The organism is Novosphingobium cyanobacteriorum (assembly GCF_029436685.1).
GTDB lineage: Bacteria > Pseudomonadota > Alphaproteobacteria > Sphingomonadales > Sphingomonadaceae > Novosphingobium > Novosphingobium cyanobacteriorum.
On record NZ_JAROCY010000011.1, the window covers coordinates 29,498 to 44,022 of the forward strand.

15 protein-coding genes and 1 tRNA gene are annotated in these 14,525 nt (G+C 63.2%); 7 read left to right on the forward strand and 9 right to left on the reverse strand.

Annotated features, from left to right (window positions below; genetic code table 11):
* Positions 1–11 precede the first annotated feature (11 nt).
* The 5 genes from POM99_RS12450 to POM99_RS12470 all read left to right on the forward strand — a co-directional run bounded on the left by POM99_RS12450 (position 12) and on the right by POM99_RS12470 (position 2,825).
* Positions 12–1,163 carry an alpha/beta hydrolase gene (locus POM99_RS12450; protein WP_277278274.1) on the forward strand — a complete coding sequence of 384 codons (1,152 nt, stop codon included), beginning with the start codon at positions 12–14 and terminating at the stop codon, positions 1,161–1,163.
* Between the two features lie 161 nt (positions 1,164–1,324).
* Positions 1,325–1,480, forward strand: coding sequence for a hypothetical protein (locus POM99_RS12455; protein ID WP_277278276.1), 156 nt, complete (start codon positions 1,325–1,327; stop codon positions 1,478–1,480).
* On the forward strand, positions 1,473–1,880 hold the full coding sequence (locus POM99_RS12460) for a VOC family protein (protein ID WP_277278278.1): 408 nt from the start codon (positions 1,473–1,475) through the stop codon (positions 1,878–1,880). Before POM99_RS12455 ends, POM99_RS12460 begins: the two co-directional genes overlap by 8 nt.
* Positions 1,877–2,521 carry an O-methyltransferase gene (locus POM99_RS12465; RefSeq protein WP_277278280.1) on the forward strand — a complete coding sequence of 215 codons (645 nt, stop codon included), beginning with the start codon at positions 1,877–1,879 and terminating at the stop codon, positions 2,519–2,521. The genes POM99_RS12460 and POM99_RS12465 overlap by 4 nt, the downstream gene beginning before the upstream one ends.
* A gap of 10 nt (positions 2,522–2,531) precedes the next feature.
* A complete protein-coding gene (locus POM99_RS12470; protein WP_277278282.1) occupies positions 2,532–2,825 on the forward strand; it encodes an antibiotic biosynthesis monooxygenase family protein in 294 nt (97 codons plus the stop codon).
* Between the two features lie 26 nt (positions 2,826–2,851).
* Here the strand turns inward: POM99_RS12470 and POM99_RS12475 are convergent, their stop codons facing one another.
* From POM99_RS12475 to POM99_RS12510, 8 genes are all read right to left on the reverse strand, one after another.
* Positions 2,852–3,886 carry a VOC family protein gene (locus POM99_RS12475; protein ID WP_277278284.1) on the reverse strand — a complete coding sequence of 345 codons (1,035 nt, stop codon included), beginning with the start codon at positions 3,884–3,886 and terminating at the stop codon, positions 2,852–2,854.
* A 140-nt stretch (positions 3,887–4,026) separates the two neighbouring features.
* On the reverse strand, positions 4,027–4,257 hold the full coding sequence (locus POM99_RS12480; RefSeq protein WP_277278286.1) for a hypothetical protein: 231 nt from the start codon (positions 4,255–4,257) through the stop codon (positions 4,027–4,029).
* Positions 4,257–5,843, reverse strand: a complete 1,587-nt coding sequence (locus POM99_RS12485; RefSeq protein ID WP_277278288.1) for a phytoene desaturase family protein — start codon at positions 5,841–5,843, stop codon at positions 4,257–4,259. Before POM99_RS12485 ends, POM99_RS12480 begins: the two co-directional genes overlap by 1 nt.
* Before the next feature lie 2 nt (positions 5,844–5,845).
* Entirely contained in the window at positions 5,846–6,655 is an 810-nt protein-coding gene (locus POM99_RS12490) for an SDR family NAD(P)-dependent oxidoreductase (protein ID WP_277278290.1), read from the reverse strand.
* Positions 6,652–7,692, reverse strand: coding sequence for a Rieske 2Fe-2S domain-containing protein (locus POM99_RS12495; protein ID WP_277278292.1), 1,041 nt, complete (start codon positions 7,690–7,692; stop codon positions 6,652–6,654). Before POM99_RS12495 ends, POM99_RS12490 begins: the two co-directional genes overlap by 4 nt.
* 14 nt (positions 7,693–7,706) lie before the next feature.
* On the reverse strand, positions 7,707–8,684 hold the full coding sequence (locus tag POM99_RS12500) for a LysR family transcriptional regulator (protein WP_277278294.1): 978 nt from the start codon (positions 8,682–8,684) through the stop codon (positions 7,707–7,709).
* Between the two features lie 33 nt (positions 8,685–8,717).
* The gene (locus POM99_RS12505; protein WP_277278296.1) at positions 8,718–9,635 is read right to left on the reverse strand and encodes an NAD-dependent epimerase/dehydratase family protein; all 918 of its coding nucleotides are present in this window, start codon (positions 9,633–9,635) and stop codon (positions 8,718–8,720) included.
* A 13-nt stretch (positions 9,636–9,648) separates the two neighbouring features.
* Complete coding sequence (locus POM99_RS12510) at positions 9,649–12,102, reverse strand: TonB-dependent receptor (RefSeq protein WP_277278299.1); 2,454 nt, start codon at positions 12,100–12,102, stop codon at positions 9,649–9,651.
* A 162-nt stretch (positions 12,103–12,264) separates the two neighbouring features.
* Between POM99_RS12510 and POM99_RS12515 the strand changes: the two genes are divergently transcribed.
* Positions 12,265–13,404 (forward strand): FAD-dependent monooxygenase, encoded by a 1,140-nt coding sequence (locus POM99_RS12515; protein WP_277278301.1) that lies wholly within the window; start codon positions 12,265–12,267, stop codon positions 13,402–13,404.
* A 474-nt stretch (positions 13,405–13,878) separates the two neighbouring features.
* Here POM99_RS12515 and POM99_RS12520 read toward each other — a convergent pair.
* Positions 13,879–13,955: transfer RNA gene (locus POM99_RS12520), tRNA-Pro, on the reverse strand.
* Positions 13,956–14,174: 219 nt separating this feature from the next.
* Between POM99_RS12520 and yajC the strand changes: the two genes are divergently transcribed.
* Complete coding sequence (gene yajC / locus POM99_RS12525; protein WP_277278303.1) at positions 14,175–14,516, forward strand: preprotein translocase subunit YajC; 342 nt, start codon at positions 14,175–14,177, stop codon at positions 14,514–14,516.
* Positions 14,517–14,525 lie beyond the last annotated feature (9 nt).

Consider the following 14,525-nt stretch of genomic DNA (forward strand, 5'->3'; position numbering starts at 1 on the left):
AAGTCCTGCCGATGTTCGAACCGTTTCCCGGAAACTATGTCTGGAACCTCGCCACCAACCTCGCGCTGGTGTGCGGCGGCAACCACGGCGAGATCGATGCGGCCAATCGGCCGATCATCGAGGCAGCCAAGGCCGGGGCGGACGCCGGGTCTGCGCTGATGTTCGACAGCTGGGTGCGCGTTGCCGATCAGGTCGCGGCCAACGGCGCGGCGGACGAGGCCGCGGGCTATCGGCTCTCGGCCGGGACCAAGTACCTGCGCGCCTCGGGCTATTACCTTGCGGCCGAGCGGATGCAGAGCCGTGACTACGCACCGCGCTGGGAGGCCTATGCCAGGGGTCTGGAACTCTACCACAAGGGTTGCGCGCTGCGCGGTCTGCACGTCGAAAAGGTCGAGATCCCCTACGAAGGCAGCGCCTATACCGCGATCTTTGTCCACGACGGATCGGGCACGCCGCGCCCCACGCTGGTCTCGGTCAACGGGCTCGATTCGATGAAGGAGCAGGTCAACATGGCGGGCCATGGCCTCGCCAATCTGGAGCGCGGGATGAACACCTTGTTCCTCGACCAGCCGGGCACGGGCGAGGCGATCCGGCTGCGCAGCCTGCCGGCGGTCTATGATGCGGAGCGCTGGGGGAGTCCCGCGCTCGACTATCTGCTGACACGCGCCGACGTGATCCCCGGCAGGATCGGCATCTTCGGGCTTTCGTTCGGTGGCTACCACGCGCCGCGCATCGCCGCCAGCGATCCGCGCTATGCGCTCTGTGCCGTGATGGGCGCGAACCATGTGTGGGGACAGCGCCAGCGCCAGCGGGTGCTAAGCGAGGGTGAAAACCCGGTGCCGCATTATTGGGACCACGTGATGTGGGTGTTCGGTTTTGATGACCGCGATGCTTTCCTCAACTACGCGGACCAGATCACGCTTGATGGTCAGGTGGAGAAAATCCGCGTCCCGTTCCTGATCACCCACGGCGAGAACGACCGCCAGATCCCCGCGTTCAACGCGCAGATGAGCTACGATCAGGCGGTGAACAGCCCCAAGCGCACCCTGCGCATGTTCACGACGTCTGATTTCGAAGTGGAACATTGCGGCGCAGACAACGGCACCGGGATGCGCGACTACATCGCAGACTGGTGTGCCGAGACATTTGCAGAGATGGGGTGAGGGCGATGGATCGGTATCTGCGCACATGCTGGGGCAGGGCCGGTTGGGCGGACGAGACCGGCGAGGCTGGTCTGGTGCGCCGGGTCTTCGGGCCAAAGTCGGCGTTACTCCCCATGGAGTTGGCCGTAACGCGGGTTTTGAGGCCCCTCAGGCGCATATCCTTGTACCTGCGGAAGATCGAGGCTGCGTGTACCCATGCGCGGGGGGAAGACTTCTGGGCCGAAAAGCCTCTTTCGCCGGGTATCGACCATGGTGGCACCCGGGCAAGGCGATTGATGGAAAGCCTGATCGCGCGCGAGGCAGCTGCCAGTGGCTGACTTCTCGTTTCACCACGGCGGCGTCTCAGTGCCCAGCCTCGATGAAGCCATCACCTGGTATGGCGATGTGCTCGGCTTCGAGCTGGAGAAGCGCTTCTATATCGAGGCGGCGCGCAGCCACACCGCGATGGTGCGCAAGGGGCCGCTGCGCTTCGAACTGTTCGAGGTGGAAGGCGCGGCGTGCTTGCCCGAGGATCGCCGCCATCCCCCGCGCGATCTGCAGACCCACGGAAACAAGCATGTCGCCTTCCAGGTCGATGATCTGGAATCGTTTCTGACCGAGATGGAACAGAAGGGTGCGGATGTGGCCTTTGTGGTGCGGGAAGCGTTTGGCAATGGCTGCTTCATCCGCGACTGTGCCGGCAACCTGATCGAGTTTGTCGAGGAAGCGAACCCATGAATTTCACCGATCCTTGCGTCACCGCAGTGTTCGAGACGTATCGGCAACGCGAGGTGGCCGATCAGGCTCGGATGCGCGAATTGGGGCCTGCCGGTTTTGCCCTGCGTGATGAGTTCCTGCTCCCCATCGGCGAGGATGTTGGCGCAGTGCTCCATGCGCTGGTGCTGGCGCGCCGACCGCGGGTGATCCTCGAACTGGGTACGAGCTATGGCTATTCCACGATGATCCTTGCCGATGCGGCGCGCGCGGTTGGCGCGCGGGTGATTTCGATGGAACTGGCCGACTACAAGCAGGCCTTCGCGCGCGCCCGGCTGCAGGAAGCTGGTCTCGCCGATGTGGTGGACCTGCGCTGCGGCGATGCGCCAGCATTGCTTGCCGCGGAGACCGGGCCATTTGACTTCGTGCTGCTCGATATCTGGAAGGAGCTTTACCTTCCCTGCTTCGAGGCATTCTATCCCAAGCTCTCGGACGAAGGCGTGATTGCTGCTGACAACATGATCGAACCGGAGCACGACCGTCTCAAGGTACGAGCCTATCGCGAAGCCGTTCGCGCCAAGGCCGACCTGCAGACGGTTCTGCTTCCCATCGGCAGCGGCATCGAACTGACGATGCGATGGGACGCCGGCAATTCCAAGCTATGAGGAGATCTGCATGATCCAGGAGATCGCATCAATCACCATCGACCCGGCGCGCGCCGCCGAATTCGAGGCGGCTGTCGCCCGTGCCCGCCCGCATTTCGAAGCAGCAAAGGGCTTTGTCTCGTTCAGTCTGAAACGGGTGATAGAGCATCCGGCTTGCTATCAGCTGGTCGTCGGGTGGGAGAGCGTTGAAGCACACATGGTGGATTTTCGTGCGTCTCCCGGATTTCAGCAATGGCGCGCCCTGGCCGGCCCGTACTTTATCGAAGCGCCCACGGTGATCCACCTCCAGACGGTGATCTCGTAGGCCGGTCATCTCGGCTGCAGCCCCTATCAGAGGGCGTGTTCGTCGTCGGGTGTCAACTCGGCAAGCGCGCCGCTGAGCTGCTGCTTTCCCGGCGTGCTCTTTCGATACGGTTCAAAGCTCTGGCGGTCAGCATCGAAGGTCATGTCCCACGGAATGTTCGGTGCGCGGAAAATTGCCGGCGCGTTGTGGGACCACAGCAGCGAGCCGAATTTGAAATCCCACGCGCGGGGTACCCAGCTGTCGTCCACATAGTCGGTATCGGCGTGGTATTCCGCCTCGCCCGCGTGGCCGGGGATCTCGCAATAATAGTAGATCGCGCTGGAAATGCGGTGGCGTGAGATACCGCCGCTGGTGTTCATGGTGGTGTTTTTCCAGCCCTTGTTGTCCATGATGTTGGCGCCGAGCATGACTTCATCGATATCATCCATGCCGAAGGCGATGTGCATGAACTTGAAGTGATCGGGCGCGATCGGCAGGTCGCAGTTGACCCAGAAGATCGAGTGGTGCTCGTAAGTGCCGTCAGCGCGCGCGAAGATGCCGGTGCCCTTGGAGTGGTCGACGTAGCGGAAGCCCAGGTGCCGCTCGTAGAACTCGAAGCTGCCCACATAGTCGGGGCTGAAGAACACGACGTGGTTGATCGTTTTCGGGATCGCGCGTGCGCGCCAGATACGGTGTTGGTTGAAACGCGGCCATTGCGCTGGCGTGTTGACCGGGCTTGCTTCGGAAACGACTGGGCGCTTGTTCCACACGCGCAGCGCAATCGGCTGACCATCGGGGCAGACGCAGCGCACGGTGCCGTCTGCTGCCTGCGTGATGGCGACTTCCGTGGCGAGGCTGGCGGCGATCCTGTCCAGACTGGCCGCGGTATCGACGCCCCAGATGGTTTCCTTGACTCCGTCACCCGCGAAAGGATCGGGCGAGGGCAGGCGCTCGTCGCCGTGGCGCAGGAGGATCACCGTGCTGCCGGAGGGCAGGCGGAAGACGGACTCGCGCTCGTCGCCATGCTCCAGGGTCAGGCCGAAATCGGCCCAGAACCGGGTGTGCTCGGCCAGATCGGCCACGCCGAAAACAACGCTCTCAACGCCAAGAACGGACATGACTTCTCCCGAATTCCATTCAAACGAAGGTATGCCGCAGCGGACCGCCGGGCGGAAACCCATGTTTTCGGTCGTTACCTATCCATGGCAGCGATTGGGCCGGATCACTTGCGGAACGGCAACGTCAGCAGGAACAGGATCGTGCGCAAATCCAGCAACTTGAGCGCTGCACGGGCCTCGGCCGGGGTAAGCCGCGCAACCATCGGCATCGCGCCGAAGATCTTGCCGCGGATGACCAGCGTATTGCCATCCTGTTCGATCTTGCGCACGGCCATCAACTCATTGCCCTGCGCATCGAGGATCGTGGCGCTGGGCACTTTGCGTCGCTGGGTCATCACACAGCCCTCCCGCAGACCTTGTCGTAATCGAGGCCCATGTCATCCATCATCTGGATCGCCGTCGCGCGCCCGGCGCCGAATACGCCGCCGCCCGGATGCATGAACGGGCCGGTGAGGTAGAGTCCCTCCACCCCCGGAACGCGGAAGCTGCCGAGATCGGCGGTCGGGCGATGTCCTGCCGACTGGTAGAAGAACGGCGCACAGCCATGCGCATCGCCTTCCACCATGCTGTTGGGGCTCCCACGTTCATGATCGAGCGGCGAGCAGACCTTGCGACCGAGGATGTTGTCGTCACCCAGGTTGACGAAGAACTTGCGATATTGCTCCAGCGCGCGGTCGGCGTGCTCTTCCTTGGCGGCGTCCCAGCTGGAGGGACCATGCGGGTAGAGGTTGTAGGGCGCGAAATTGACCCCGTAGAACACGCCCGCGCCCTGGGGGGCGCGGCTGGGGTCGGAGATCGTGTTGTCGCCGCCCGCGATCAGCCGGTGCGAGACTTCGCCGCGGCGGAGCTTGTCGTACTCCAGGCACATGTCGCGCACGGTGTAGAAGTCCATCAGCTCGGTCATCATCGCGTTGCAATCATTGCCGGCCTTGAGCCGCAGCTGCTCCTTGAGCGCCAAATGCGTGAGATTGATCGAGAAGGTGGACTGGGTGACACGCTCGGCCCGCGCCAACACGGGTTCGGGTGTTTCGCCAACGAACTGGCGCAGCTTGTGCGGGTGGATCTGCCCGATCACGCCTTCCCGCGCCATGATCTGTTCGCCGTCCTCGAGTTCGAGGCCGACCGCCTTGCCTGAGGAAACCAGCACGCGCTTTACGGGCGCATTGACGCGCACTTCGCCACCGAAATGCTCGATCGCGCGAACGAGCGCGTGGCTAAGCTGTCCGGAACCGCCTTTTGGCATGGAGCAGCCGAACGTGTGCACGATCCCCGGCATCACGAACGCGCCCATGCCGGTGCCGAGCTCATCGGGCATCTGCAGGTTTTCGGTGACCATCCGCACGATGTGGACCTTGAGAAGGTCGCTGTCGAAATAGGCATCGACAATATCGAGCGCGGTGCGCTGCATCAGATCAAGCAGGAAGCGGCCTTCGTCGGACTGGTCCATCATCGCCACGAAGGCGCCAAGCGGGAAGGGCGGGCTGTACATCCCGCTCATCAGCATCGGCAACGCCGTCTGGCTCATCTTCACGAACTTGCGATAGGCCTCGGCGTCCTTCTCAGAGGTCACGCGTGCGAGTTCTTCGCAGGTCCGATCAAGGTCCTTGTAGCTGCGGATGACCGTGCCGTCCTCCCAGATGCTGACATGCACGAGATCGGGGTAGATGTATTCGAGCCCGAACTTGGAAAGGAGGCCCAGTTCGTCGTCACGCAGCAGGGGGTTGCCCTGGATCATGATGTGGACGTTCGAGTGTTCGTCGTGCCAGAAACCGGGCCGGATCAGCTCGCGCGTGGAAACGCCGCCGCCGTAGAAGGGCTTGGCTTCGAGCACGAGCACCTTCTTGCCCGCCTTGGCCATATAGGCGGCGGCGGTCAGGCCGTTATGGCCCGCGCCCATCACAACGACGTCGTATTGGCCCATGCTCAGTGTTCTCCGGAAACGAAAGCGCGGAAGCCGGTGAGGCCCGGCACGTGGCTGGCCGATCCGCCATCGCAGACAAGGACTTGGCCAGTCACGTTGCGCGCTGCGTCAGACGCGAGGAAGGCGGCAGCCTCTGCTATGTCTTCGGGATCGCCGAGCTGGTCGCGCAGCGTTTCATCCTCCACAACCTGCTGCAGCGCGGCCGGGAACGCTTCGCGTAGCGCCGGAGTCATCGTCATGCCGGGGGCCACGGCATTGCAGCGCACGCCCGCCTTGCCGTGGCTGGCGGCAATCGCGCGGGTCAGCTGGATGATCGCCGCCTTCGAACTGCTGTAGGCAGCCTGGATCAGGTGACCTTGAAGTGCGAGGTTGCTGACAGTGTTGACGATATTGCCGCGCGTGGCCTTGAGGTGCGGCAAGGCTGCGCGGCAGGCGATCATCGTGCCGCGCACGTTCACCGCGAACGTGCGGTCCCACAGCGCGGTGTCCATGTGCTCGATATCGCCGTCATGCTGCGCAATTTCCGGGGAGAGCAGCGCTGCGTTGTTGTGCAGCACATCGAGCCGCCCGAAATGCTGCACCGTCTGCGTGATCATCGCCTCGGTCGACGTCTCGCTTTCCAGATCGAGCGCGATGGCAATGGCACCGTGCAGTTCGGCGGCGAGCGCCTCGGCACGATCAAACGCGATATCGGCAATGGCAACGCGCCCGCCGCGTGCGGTGATGAGCCGCGCAGTGGCGGCCCCAATTCCGCCCGCGCCGCCGGTAATGATTGCCACTTTGCCATCGAAGCGGGTTGCGTCGCTGGTCATGCTGCGGCCGCACGTTCGGTGGCGATAAGCCGGTCAAGCGCGCGGCGCACCAGCACGTTGCCCTTGTCCGATGGCAGGAGCGCGGGGCGTAGCGACCAGAAGTCCTGTCCACCGATCCGTCCGGATTGGGCTTCAAGCATGGGCTTGTCCTCGTTGGCAAAGGCATGCAGCAAACTGCTGAGTACGAACGGCGCAATGCCGGGATCGGCGCTCACCGCATCCGAGGTGTGGCAGAAGAAGTAGTGGCTGCTTGTCGCCGTTTCGGGGGTCATGACGTGGCAGGTCATGCTGTCGACCGGCGCGGTCTCCATCTGTCCCGGCAGTGCCAGCATGATGCGTTGGACCATGTTTCCGGGGGCCTCCCACAGCACACGGTTGTAGAGATCCCCGCGTCCATCAGGCGTGCCGAGGGCCTGTGCGTGGAGCGGGGCCAGCATGTCATCCTCAGCGGTCCAAGTGATGGAAATGGCATCGCCCACCTGTTCGACCTCTGCCTTGGCGCGGGTGTTTATCCCACCGCCAAGCAGTTCCGCATGAAGATAGTCGGCGTGAGTCAGGTCCATGATGTTGTCTACCAGCAGGCGGTAGTCGCAGGCTGAATGCAGGTAGCCCTTGACCCGGGCCTCGGGTGCGGTGCGATCGATGAAGCTGTAGTCGGGGATGCGCGCCGGATCGGCAGGCTGCGTGCCAAGCCAGACCCACAGAGCAGCATGACGCTCGATGCAGGAAAACGTGCGGACATTGAGTGCGGAGGATAGGGGACCGTGGGGATTTTCGACGCACTGACCGTTCAGCGCGAAGCGCAGGCCGTGATAGCCGCAGGTCACCGTATCTTGAGCGCAGGTGCCGCGCGATAGCGGCACGAGCCTGTGCGGGCAGGTATCGGCCATGGCATGGACTTCGCCCGCAGCGGAGCGGACAAGAAGGAGATGTTCCCCGGCTATCCGGCGCGCAAGCATGCCGCCCGGGGCGACCTCGTCGGCCCAGGCTGCCAATTGCCAGCAGTTGCGCAGCATCACGTGTGAGTCTACCTGCATGTGTCCTGATTTCCCTAAAGGAGGTCGGCTCGCCTGGCCGGGTCGAACGCGACCACGGTCGGGGAGTTTTCGGTTTTCAGCCGCTCGTTGGATTCCGAGGCGACCAGCGCGATGCGCTCCATCACCCAACGCAGGCATGCATCATTGTTGCTGGCGATGTGCCACTGCACCGCTTCGCGGATCGGTGGCACGAAGAAAGGCAGTTCACGGATCACCAGCGGACCGAACCTGGCGAAATGGCGGGCAAGGCGGCGGTGCATCGTGGCGATGCGGTTGGTTCCCGCAACCAGACCCGGCACGGACAGGAACGACGGCGCGATGACGTCAACTTGCCGTTGCTGCTTCATCCGGCACATGAAGTTGTCTTCGAAAGCGGGAACGCGGGTCTTGCCGAAGCGTGAAGTGACATGGCTGAGGCTGAAGTAGAGATCGCGCGTCATCGGCTCGTGCATCGCCGGATTCTGATCCCAGCCTACAACGACGTGATCATCCTCGAACAGGATGCGCGAGGGGTGATCGGGGCCGAGCGAAGTGTCGATTGTCAGCAGCAGGTCGATCATGTTGCGATCAAGTGCCTCGACCGGCTGATCGAGCATCGGCTGGATCTCGAAGCGCATGAGGGGGGCCGCGGCCGTCATGTCACGCAGCACATCCGCCAGCAGGACTTCGGTGGCATAGTCCGAGGCCATGATCCGGATCTGGCGGTCCGAGGTGAGGGGATCGAAATCCGGTGCGACCGCGATCGTCGAACTGATCTGTGCGAGCACGGCCCGGACCGGTTCGATCAGTTCTTGCGCCCGCGCGGTCAGCACCATGTTGCGCCCGCGCACCACCATCAGCTCGTCACCGAAATAGTCGCGCAGGCGACCGAGCGCGCTCGACGTGGCAGACTGCGAAAGGCACAGCCGCTCCGCCGCCAGGCTCACGCTGCGTTCGGTCAGCAGCGCGTCAAGCGCCACGAGCAGATTGAGATCAAGCCTCTGAAATCGCATTGCCATCTCCCGCGTGCTGTTTTTGGGCCGCGATCAGATCGCCGCGAGCGCGCTGGTGACAAGACGGGCGACGTCCCCGTCATGTGAAAAACCGGCGCGAAACGCGGCGGGGGTTTCCAGCGGCGGCTGCGCTCCGAAGGCGGCTTCGAGCGCGGCATCGGGCGCGTAAGTCACAAGATCTGCCCTCATGCCGCACTGCCGGGCGATCTCAGCGGCGAGGTCGCCCATGGTCAGGCGAAGCGCAGGGAGCGTCACCGCCCGGGTGGGCGGCAGCAGCCCGCTATCGAGTGCCAGGGCATGGACGAAGTTGGCGGCACAGCGCGTCACCGATTGGGCCCAGATCGTCGCCCCAGCCGAAACCGGGCATGTAAACGATTGTCCAGCCTTCAGCGCGTGAAACAGATCGCTCATGAACGCCGATTTCATGCCTGAGGGCCCCTGGGGCCGCGCGAGAATGCCCGGCAGTCGCACCGTTACACCGTCGACAAGTCCGCGATTGGAGAACATCGCAACCACGTCCTCCATCATTGCCTTGTGTCCGCCATAAATCATCTTTGGCGAAAGCGGGGTCGCATCATCCACATGCGCTGGCAGGGGATCACCGAACACAGCGATCGAGCTGGCATAGACGACACGTGGCCGCTGGCCTGCTGCCGCAGCCTCCAGCAGCAGATCGTACATTGCATCGACGTTGATACGGCGCGATGCGGCCGGGTCGGCTTCTGCCGCCCCGCCTGGCACGGTTGCGAGATGGACGAGCGCATCGCACCCATCCGCCAGCGCGGCCGCGCGCACCGCCGGTTCGCCCAGATCCCCGACAACGGCGCGCGCCCCATCAGGAATGCCGCCCGCCGCCGTATCTATCCCCACCACGGTGTGACCGGCGCCAATCAATTGCCCGACGAGCATTCGCCCGATGAAGCCGCCAGCGCCAGTCACCACGATTGTCATCGCAAGCTGTCCCTCAGAACGTCGCGGAAAGACGCAGGCCATAGGTCTGCGGTGCGCTGTAGTGGCCCACCGCAACGCCCAGCGGCGAGGCCTGCGGCGCCAGGTTGCGGCGCTTGTTTTCGATGTTGCGGATATAGCCGGTCAGCGACCATTGCCCATCGGGTTGGCGCAAGGTTAGCGCTGCATCGGTAGTCCAATAAGCGGGGATCCTTTCGAAATCGAGGTACTCGAACGCGCCCCACTGGGTATCGCGCCAGGCTGTGTTGACGTTGGCCACCAGTTCCAGCTTGCTGCCGAGCGGCACAACTTGCTCGGCGCCAAGGTTCACCGTCCACTTCGGGCTGAACAGCAGCGGATTGCCCGAGCAGTTGAAATCCTTGACCGGCGCACCGCCTGCCGTCGCGCCGGTGAAAGTGAACGGGCAGCCGAAGTTGTCGCGCGGAGCAGCGGTGAAGAGGTGCAGGTCGTTGTACACAGCGTCGAGGTACTGCACCTTGCCGTTCAGCGTGGTGCCGGAGAAGGGCTTGGCGAGAATGTCGATGTCCGCCCCCTTGATCGTTGCGCGACCGGCGTTCTCGTTCGAGCTGATCAGCGTGCCGCTGGTGTCGACGGTGAAGTAGGTGATCTGCTGATCGCGATACTTCCACCAGAATGCTTCGACATTCACCTGCAGGCGATTGTTGAGGAAGCGGTTCTTTGAGCCGACCGTGTAGGCCGTGATGAACTCGGGCTTGTAGGTGGTCTTGCTCTCGGTCATCTGCAGACCGCCCGCGCGATAGCCCGATTCCGCCGTCGCATAGAGCAGGCTGGTCGGCGACAGGTCGAACTCGGCCGAAGCCTTCCACGTGACGCGCGAGAACGACTTGGTGTCCACCACCGGATTGTAGGTCTTGAGGATTGCGCCCACGCCGTTGACCAGCGGGAACACCTGATAGCCTGGCTGGTCACTGCTCGTCGGCGCGATCCAGCCGTTGGATTTGAGCCAACCGATCGTATCGCCTGTATTCAGGAAGTTCGGATAGTAGGGCATGTTTCCAGGGGTGGCGCAGCCGGCACCGAATGATGCAGGCGGCGTCAGCAGGAACGGCGGCGGCCCGCCGCAGAACGTGATGAAGTTGTTGATCAGGCCATCGATCGACTTCTTGTCGTGCGTGTAGCGCGCACCGCCAACAAGGCGGACCCGTTCACCCAGATGTGCGGTCAGCTGGCCGAAGGCGGCGTAGCTGTCGGTCTTGTGGCCATAGGCCACGATCGGGAGCACGAACTCCTGATTGTACTGGTTGTTGGCCTTGATCTTCTCACCAAAATAGAATCCGCCGACCACGTAGTCGAACATGCCGGCCTTACCCGCGAGCCGCGCCTCGAGGCTGGTCTGCTTGACCTTCTCGTTGGTGTTTGCGGTGTTGAACGCCGGGCCGTAAAAGAAGGTATGGTCCGTGCTCTCGCGGTAGGCCGGGATCACGGTCAGCGTGCCGAGGCCGGTCTTCCAGGTGAGTTCGGCGTTGACGCCCCAGTACGTCGTATCCAGCTTCTGCGAACGGTTCATGGCGCTCAGGAAGGCGAACGCAGGCGCGCCGAGGTTCTGCTTGCGAAACGCATTGCTCGCCGCGCTGTTGAAGCCTTCGCTCACATCGAGGCCGGAGGGAAAGAAGGTGTAGGTCGCGCCGGGGATGAACCCGCCAACGTAGTTCCCGCCAACCCCGTAGCCGCCCAGCTTGGTATAGTCCGCACCGATCCGCAGCGAGAAATCACTGGAGGGTTCGATCAGAAACTGCGCGCGCAGCGAATCGCGCTTGAGATCATCGGTGCCGTCCTTGTTGTAACCATCGCGCGATGCGTGGGCTGCTGACACGCGCAGGGCGGTCGTCGCACTGGTTGCAAGGTTGACATGCGCGTCCACATCGACGGCATCGTAGTTGCCATAGCCGAGGTTGAAACCCATCCCGTTCCTGCCGATTTCCGGCCGGGCAGGGATGATGTTGACCGCGCCGCCAGTGGCATTGCGGCCATAGAGAATGCCCTGCGGCCCCTTCAGTACCTCAACGCGTGCTAGATCATAGAACGCTGCGCCAAATACGCCCGCGCCCCGACCCAGCACAACGCCGTCATAACTCGGCGTTACTGCTGGATCATTGTAGCTGCTGGTGGTGATATTTCCGACGCCGCGGATGAAGATGGAGGCGGTGTTGCCGCCTGCAGCCGGAACGGACAGAGCCGGGACTGTCTTGGTGAGATCAGATGCATTGCCGATCCCGCGCTGGATCAGGTCATCACCTTTCACCGCATCGATGGCAATGGCTGCCTTCTGAGCCGATTCCACGCGGCGCTGCGCTGTAACAATGATCTCGGAGATGCCTTCTTCCGGACCAGATGCGCCCTCTGCCGCTGCGGCTTCGTCTGCGGCATGAGCCGGTTCGACCAACCAGAACGCGGCCATGGCGGTGGTGACAAGAAGTGCCGTGCGCATCGAAATCCTCCCCAACTGATTGGCGCTTCAGCCCATTGTTCTGGGCTTTCATCACCGCGGTCGATACTCCACGCGCTTCGCAAGGTCCCTCCGATTATATCAATAGCGTCCCATCCACGGTTCGGATTTGCGTCTGCAGAGGTGTCTCAGCAGGAAAGCGGAATGAGCACGCAGAGCATCAGCAACATGAATCGGGCGTTGGTCGTGGGCGGCGGCATCGCCGGCATGGCCAGCGCCATCAGCCTCGCGGAACGCGGCGTGGCGGTGGACCTTATTGATCTCGATCCGGAGTGGCGGGTCTATGGCGCCGGAATCACCATCACCGGCCCCACCTTGCGCGCCTATCACCGGCTCGGCCTGATCGATGCGATCAAGCAGCAAGGTGCGATCACCAACAAGACCCGCCTGTTCCGCTTTGATGGCACACACCTCCAGGATCTGGAGGAACCCGTGATCGAGGAAGGCCTGCCTGCCACCGGCGGGATCATGCGGCCTGTCCTGCACCGGATCATGCAGGCGCGGGTGCACGAGCTTGCCATTCCCGTGCGCCTCGGGCTGACGGTAGATGTGCTCGAAAACACCGGTACCGGAGTTGACGTCACCTTGTCAGACGGCACACGCGGTCACTACGATCTCGTGATCGGTGCCGACAGCGTGGCGTCGCGCGTTCGGGAGCTGGCGTTTCCGCATATGGCTCCTGCACGGCCCACCGGGCAGGGTTGCTGGCGCATTTCGATCGCCAGACCGCCGGGCTTCAATGCCGCGGAGTTCTTCCTTGGCCACGCCAACCCATGCGGGATCACCGCTTGTGCCGCCGACAAGGTCTACATGTGGCTGCTCACGCCGCACATCGAGCGTGATAGCTTCATGAATGATGAAGAGCTGTTTACAACGCTTCATGGGCTGCTGGCGGACTTCGGCGGGCATGCCGGCTGGATCCGCGAGACGATGACGAGCGGGGACTGGATCAACTATCGCCCCTTGGCTGCCGCCCTGCAGCCCGCTCCGTGGTCAAACGGTCGCATTGTTCTGGTGGGCGATGCCGTTCATGCCACGACGCCGCATCTCGCCTCAGGGGCAGGGATGGCCGTAGAAAGTGCGATTGCACTGGCAGAGGAAATTGCGAGAGCAGAGACGGTCGAAGGTGGCCTCGACGCCTATGAGGAACGCCGGTTCGAGCGCTGTCGCGATGTGATCGAAACCAGTGTGCGCATGGGCCAGCTCCAGCTTGAGCACGGGCCGCCTGAAGAGTTCGCCCGGCTGTTGCAAGGCGCTTTGGCAAGGCTCAACGAACCCTTCTGACAAGCCACCAAGCCGACCGGCACAGGCCGGGCAGCCTCGGATGAGGTGGCGCGCCATTGCGATGTCTGAATGGGTCAACTCTCGCCCCACGCGGCGGCATTGATACCGCAACATTGCGACCATGAGATCTTTTGCAGGTGATGCTCATCGGCAGCGGTCGACCATGGCTCTTCTGCCTATGCAGACAAGCCCTTGGCGATGGCTGAGGCTTTGCTCTCGACACATCTCACAACGCCAAAAGCGCTTCCCGACGGCGCAGGGTTTGGGTTGTCCGCAGGTCCCATGATGGACACTTGAGCTGGTCGGAAAATCAAGGGCCCGGGCCCAGCGCACCGACTCTGGCGTGAGCCCCCATTGCAATTGGGCGCAATGCGCTTCGCCTTGTTTCGAAGGCCTGCACCACCACCGCACCATCAGAGGCGATCTTTTTTCGCCTGTGGACTGGAGGATGAGGTGCTGAGTATCTGAAATTGTTGGTCGGGACGAGAGGATTCGAACCTCCGACCCCCACACCCCCAGTGTGATGCGCTACCAGGCTGCGCTACGTCCCGACCGGAGCGCGGGCCTATAACACCGGATTTTCGGATGGCAAGCCTTTCGCGCTCGGTGATTTCCACATCCGGTCGGCAGGGGCGCGAAACGCGGCGGTGAGGTTTGCTTAACCTCTCCCAAGGTGCTAGGCGCGCGGGCTTGAATTCCGTCCCCGGCGTTGCGGCGCGGCATTTATTGCCTCCGCGCCCGCCCGGCCCAACACGAGTCGCGTCGATCCCATGAACGGACCCGCCATGCTGAGCTTTCTCGCTTCCGCCGCCCCCGCCGCCGCAGAACCGCCCCAGTGGCTGAGCTTCCTGCCGCTGGTCGCCATGGCCGGCGTTTTCTATTTCCTGATCCTGCGCCCGCAGATGCGCCGGCAGAAGCAGCACCAGGAGAAGATCGCCGGGATCAAGAAGGGGGACCAGGTGGTGACCGCCGGTGGCCTGATCGCGCGCGTGATCAAGGTGGACGAAGGCACCGTGGATCTCGAGATCGCGCCCAACGTTCGGGTCAAGGCGGTCAAGTCCACGCTGGGCGATGTGGTGGCACCGGGCGCCACGCCCGCCGCCAACGATTGATCCCGCTTT

Bases quoted from the DNA above. Each gene is read 5' to 3' on its own strand.
- POM99_RS12450 (WP_277278274.1), top strand. From the start codon at position 12: ATGTTCGAACCGTTTCCCGGAAACTATGTCTGGAACCTCGCCACCAAC.
- POM99_RS12465 (WP_277278280.1), top strand. From the start codon at position 1,877: ATGAATTTCACCGATCCTTGCGTCACCGCAGTGTTCGAGACGTATCGG.
- POM99_RS12470 (WP_277278282.1), top strand. From the start codon at position 2,532: ATGATCCAGGAGATCGCATCAATCACCATCGACCCGGCGCGCGCCGCC.
- POM99_RS12480 (WP_277278286.1), bottom strand. From the start codon at position 4,257: ATGACCCAGCGACGCAAAGTGCCCAGCGCCACGATCCTCGATGCGCAG.
- POM99_RS12485 (WP_277278288.1), bottom strand. From the start codon at position 5,843: ATGGGCCAATACGACGTCGTTGTGATGGGCGCGGGCCATAACGGCCTG.
- POM99_RS12490 (WP_277278290.1), bottom strand. From the start codon at position 6,655: ATGACCAGCGACGCAACCCGCTTCGATGGCAAAGTGGCAATCATTACC.
- POM99_RS12495 (WP_277278292.1), bottom strand. From the start codon at position 7,692: ATGCAGGTAGACTCACACGTGATGCTGCGCAACTGCTGGCAATTGGCA.
- POM99_RS12500 (WP_277278294.1), bottom strand. From the start codon at position 8,684: ATGCGATTTCAGAGGCTTGATCTCAATCTGCTCGTGGCGCTTGACGCG.
- POM99_RS12505 (WP_277278296.1), bottom strand. From the start codon at position 9,635: ATGACAATCGTGGTGACTGGCGCTGGCGGCTTCATCGGGCGAATGCTC.
- POM99_RS12510 (WP_277278299.1), bottom strand. From the start codon at position 12,102: ATGCGCACGGCACTTCTTGTCACCACCGCCATGGCCGCGTTCTGGTTG.
- POM99_RS12515 (WP_277278301.1), top strand. From the start codon at position 12,265: ATGAGCACGCAGAGCATCAGCAACATGAATCGGGCGTTGGTCGTGGGC.
- yajC (WP_277278303.1), top strand. From the start codon at position 14,175: ATGAACGGACCCGCCATGCTGAGCTTTCTCGCTTCCGCCGCCCCCGCC.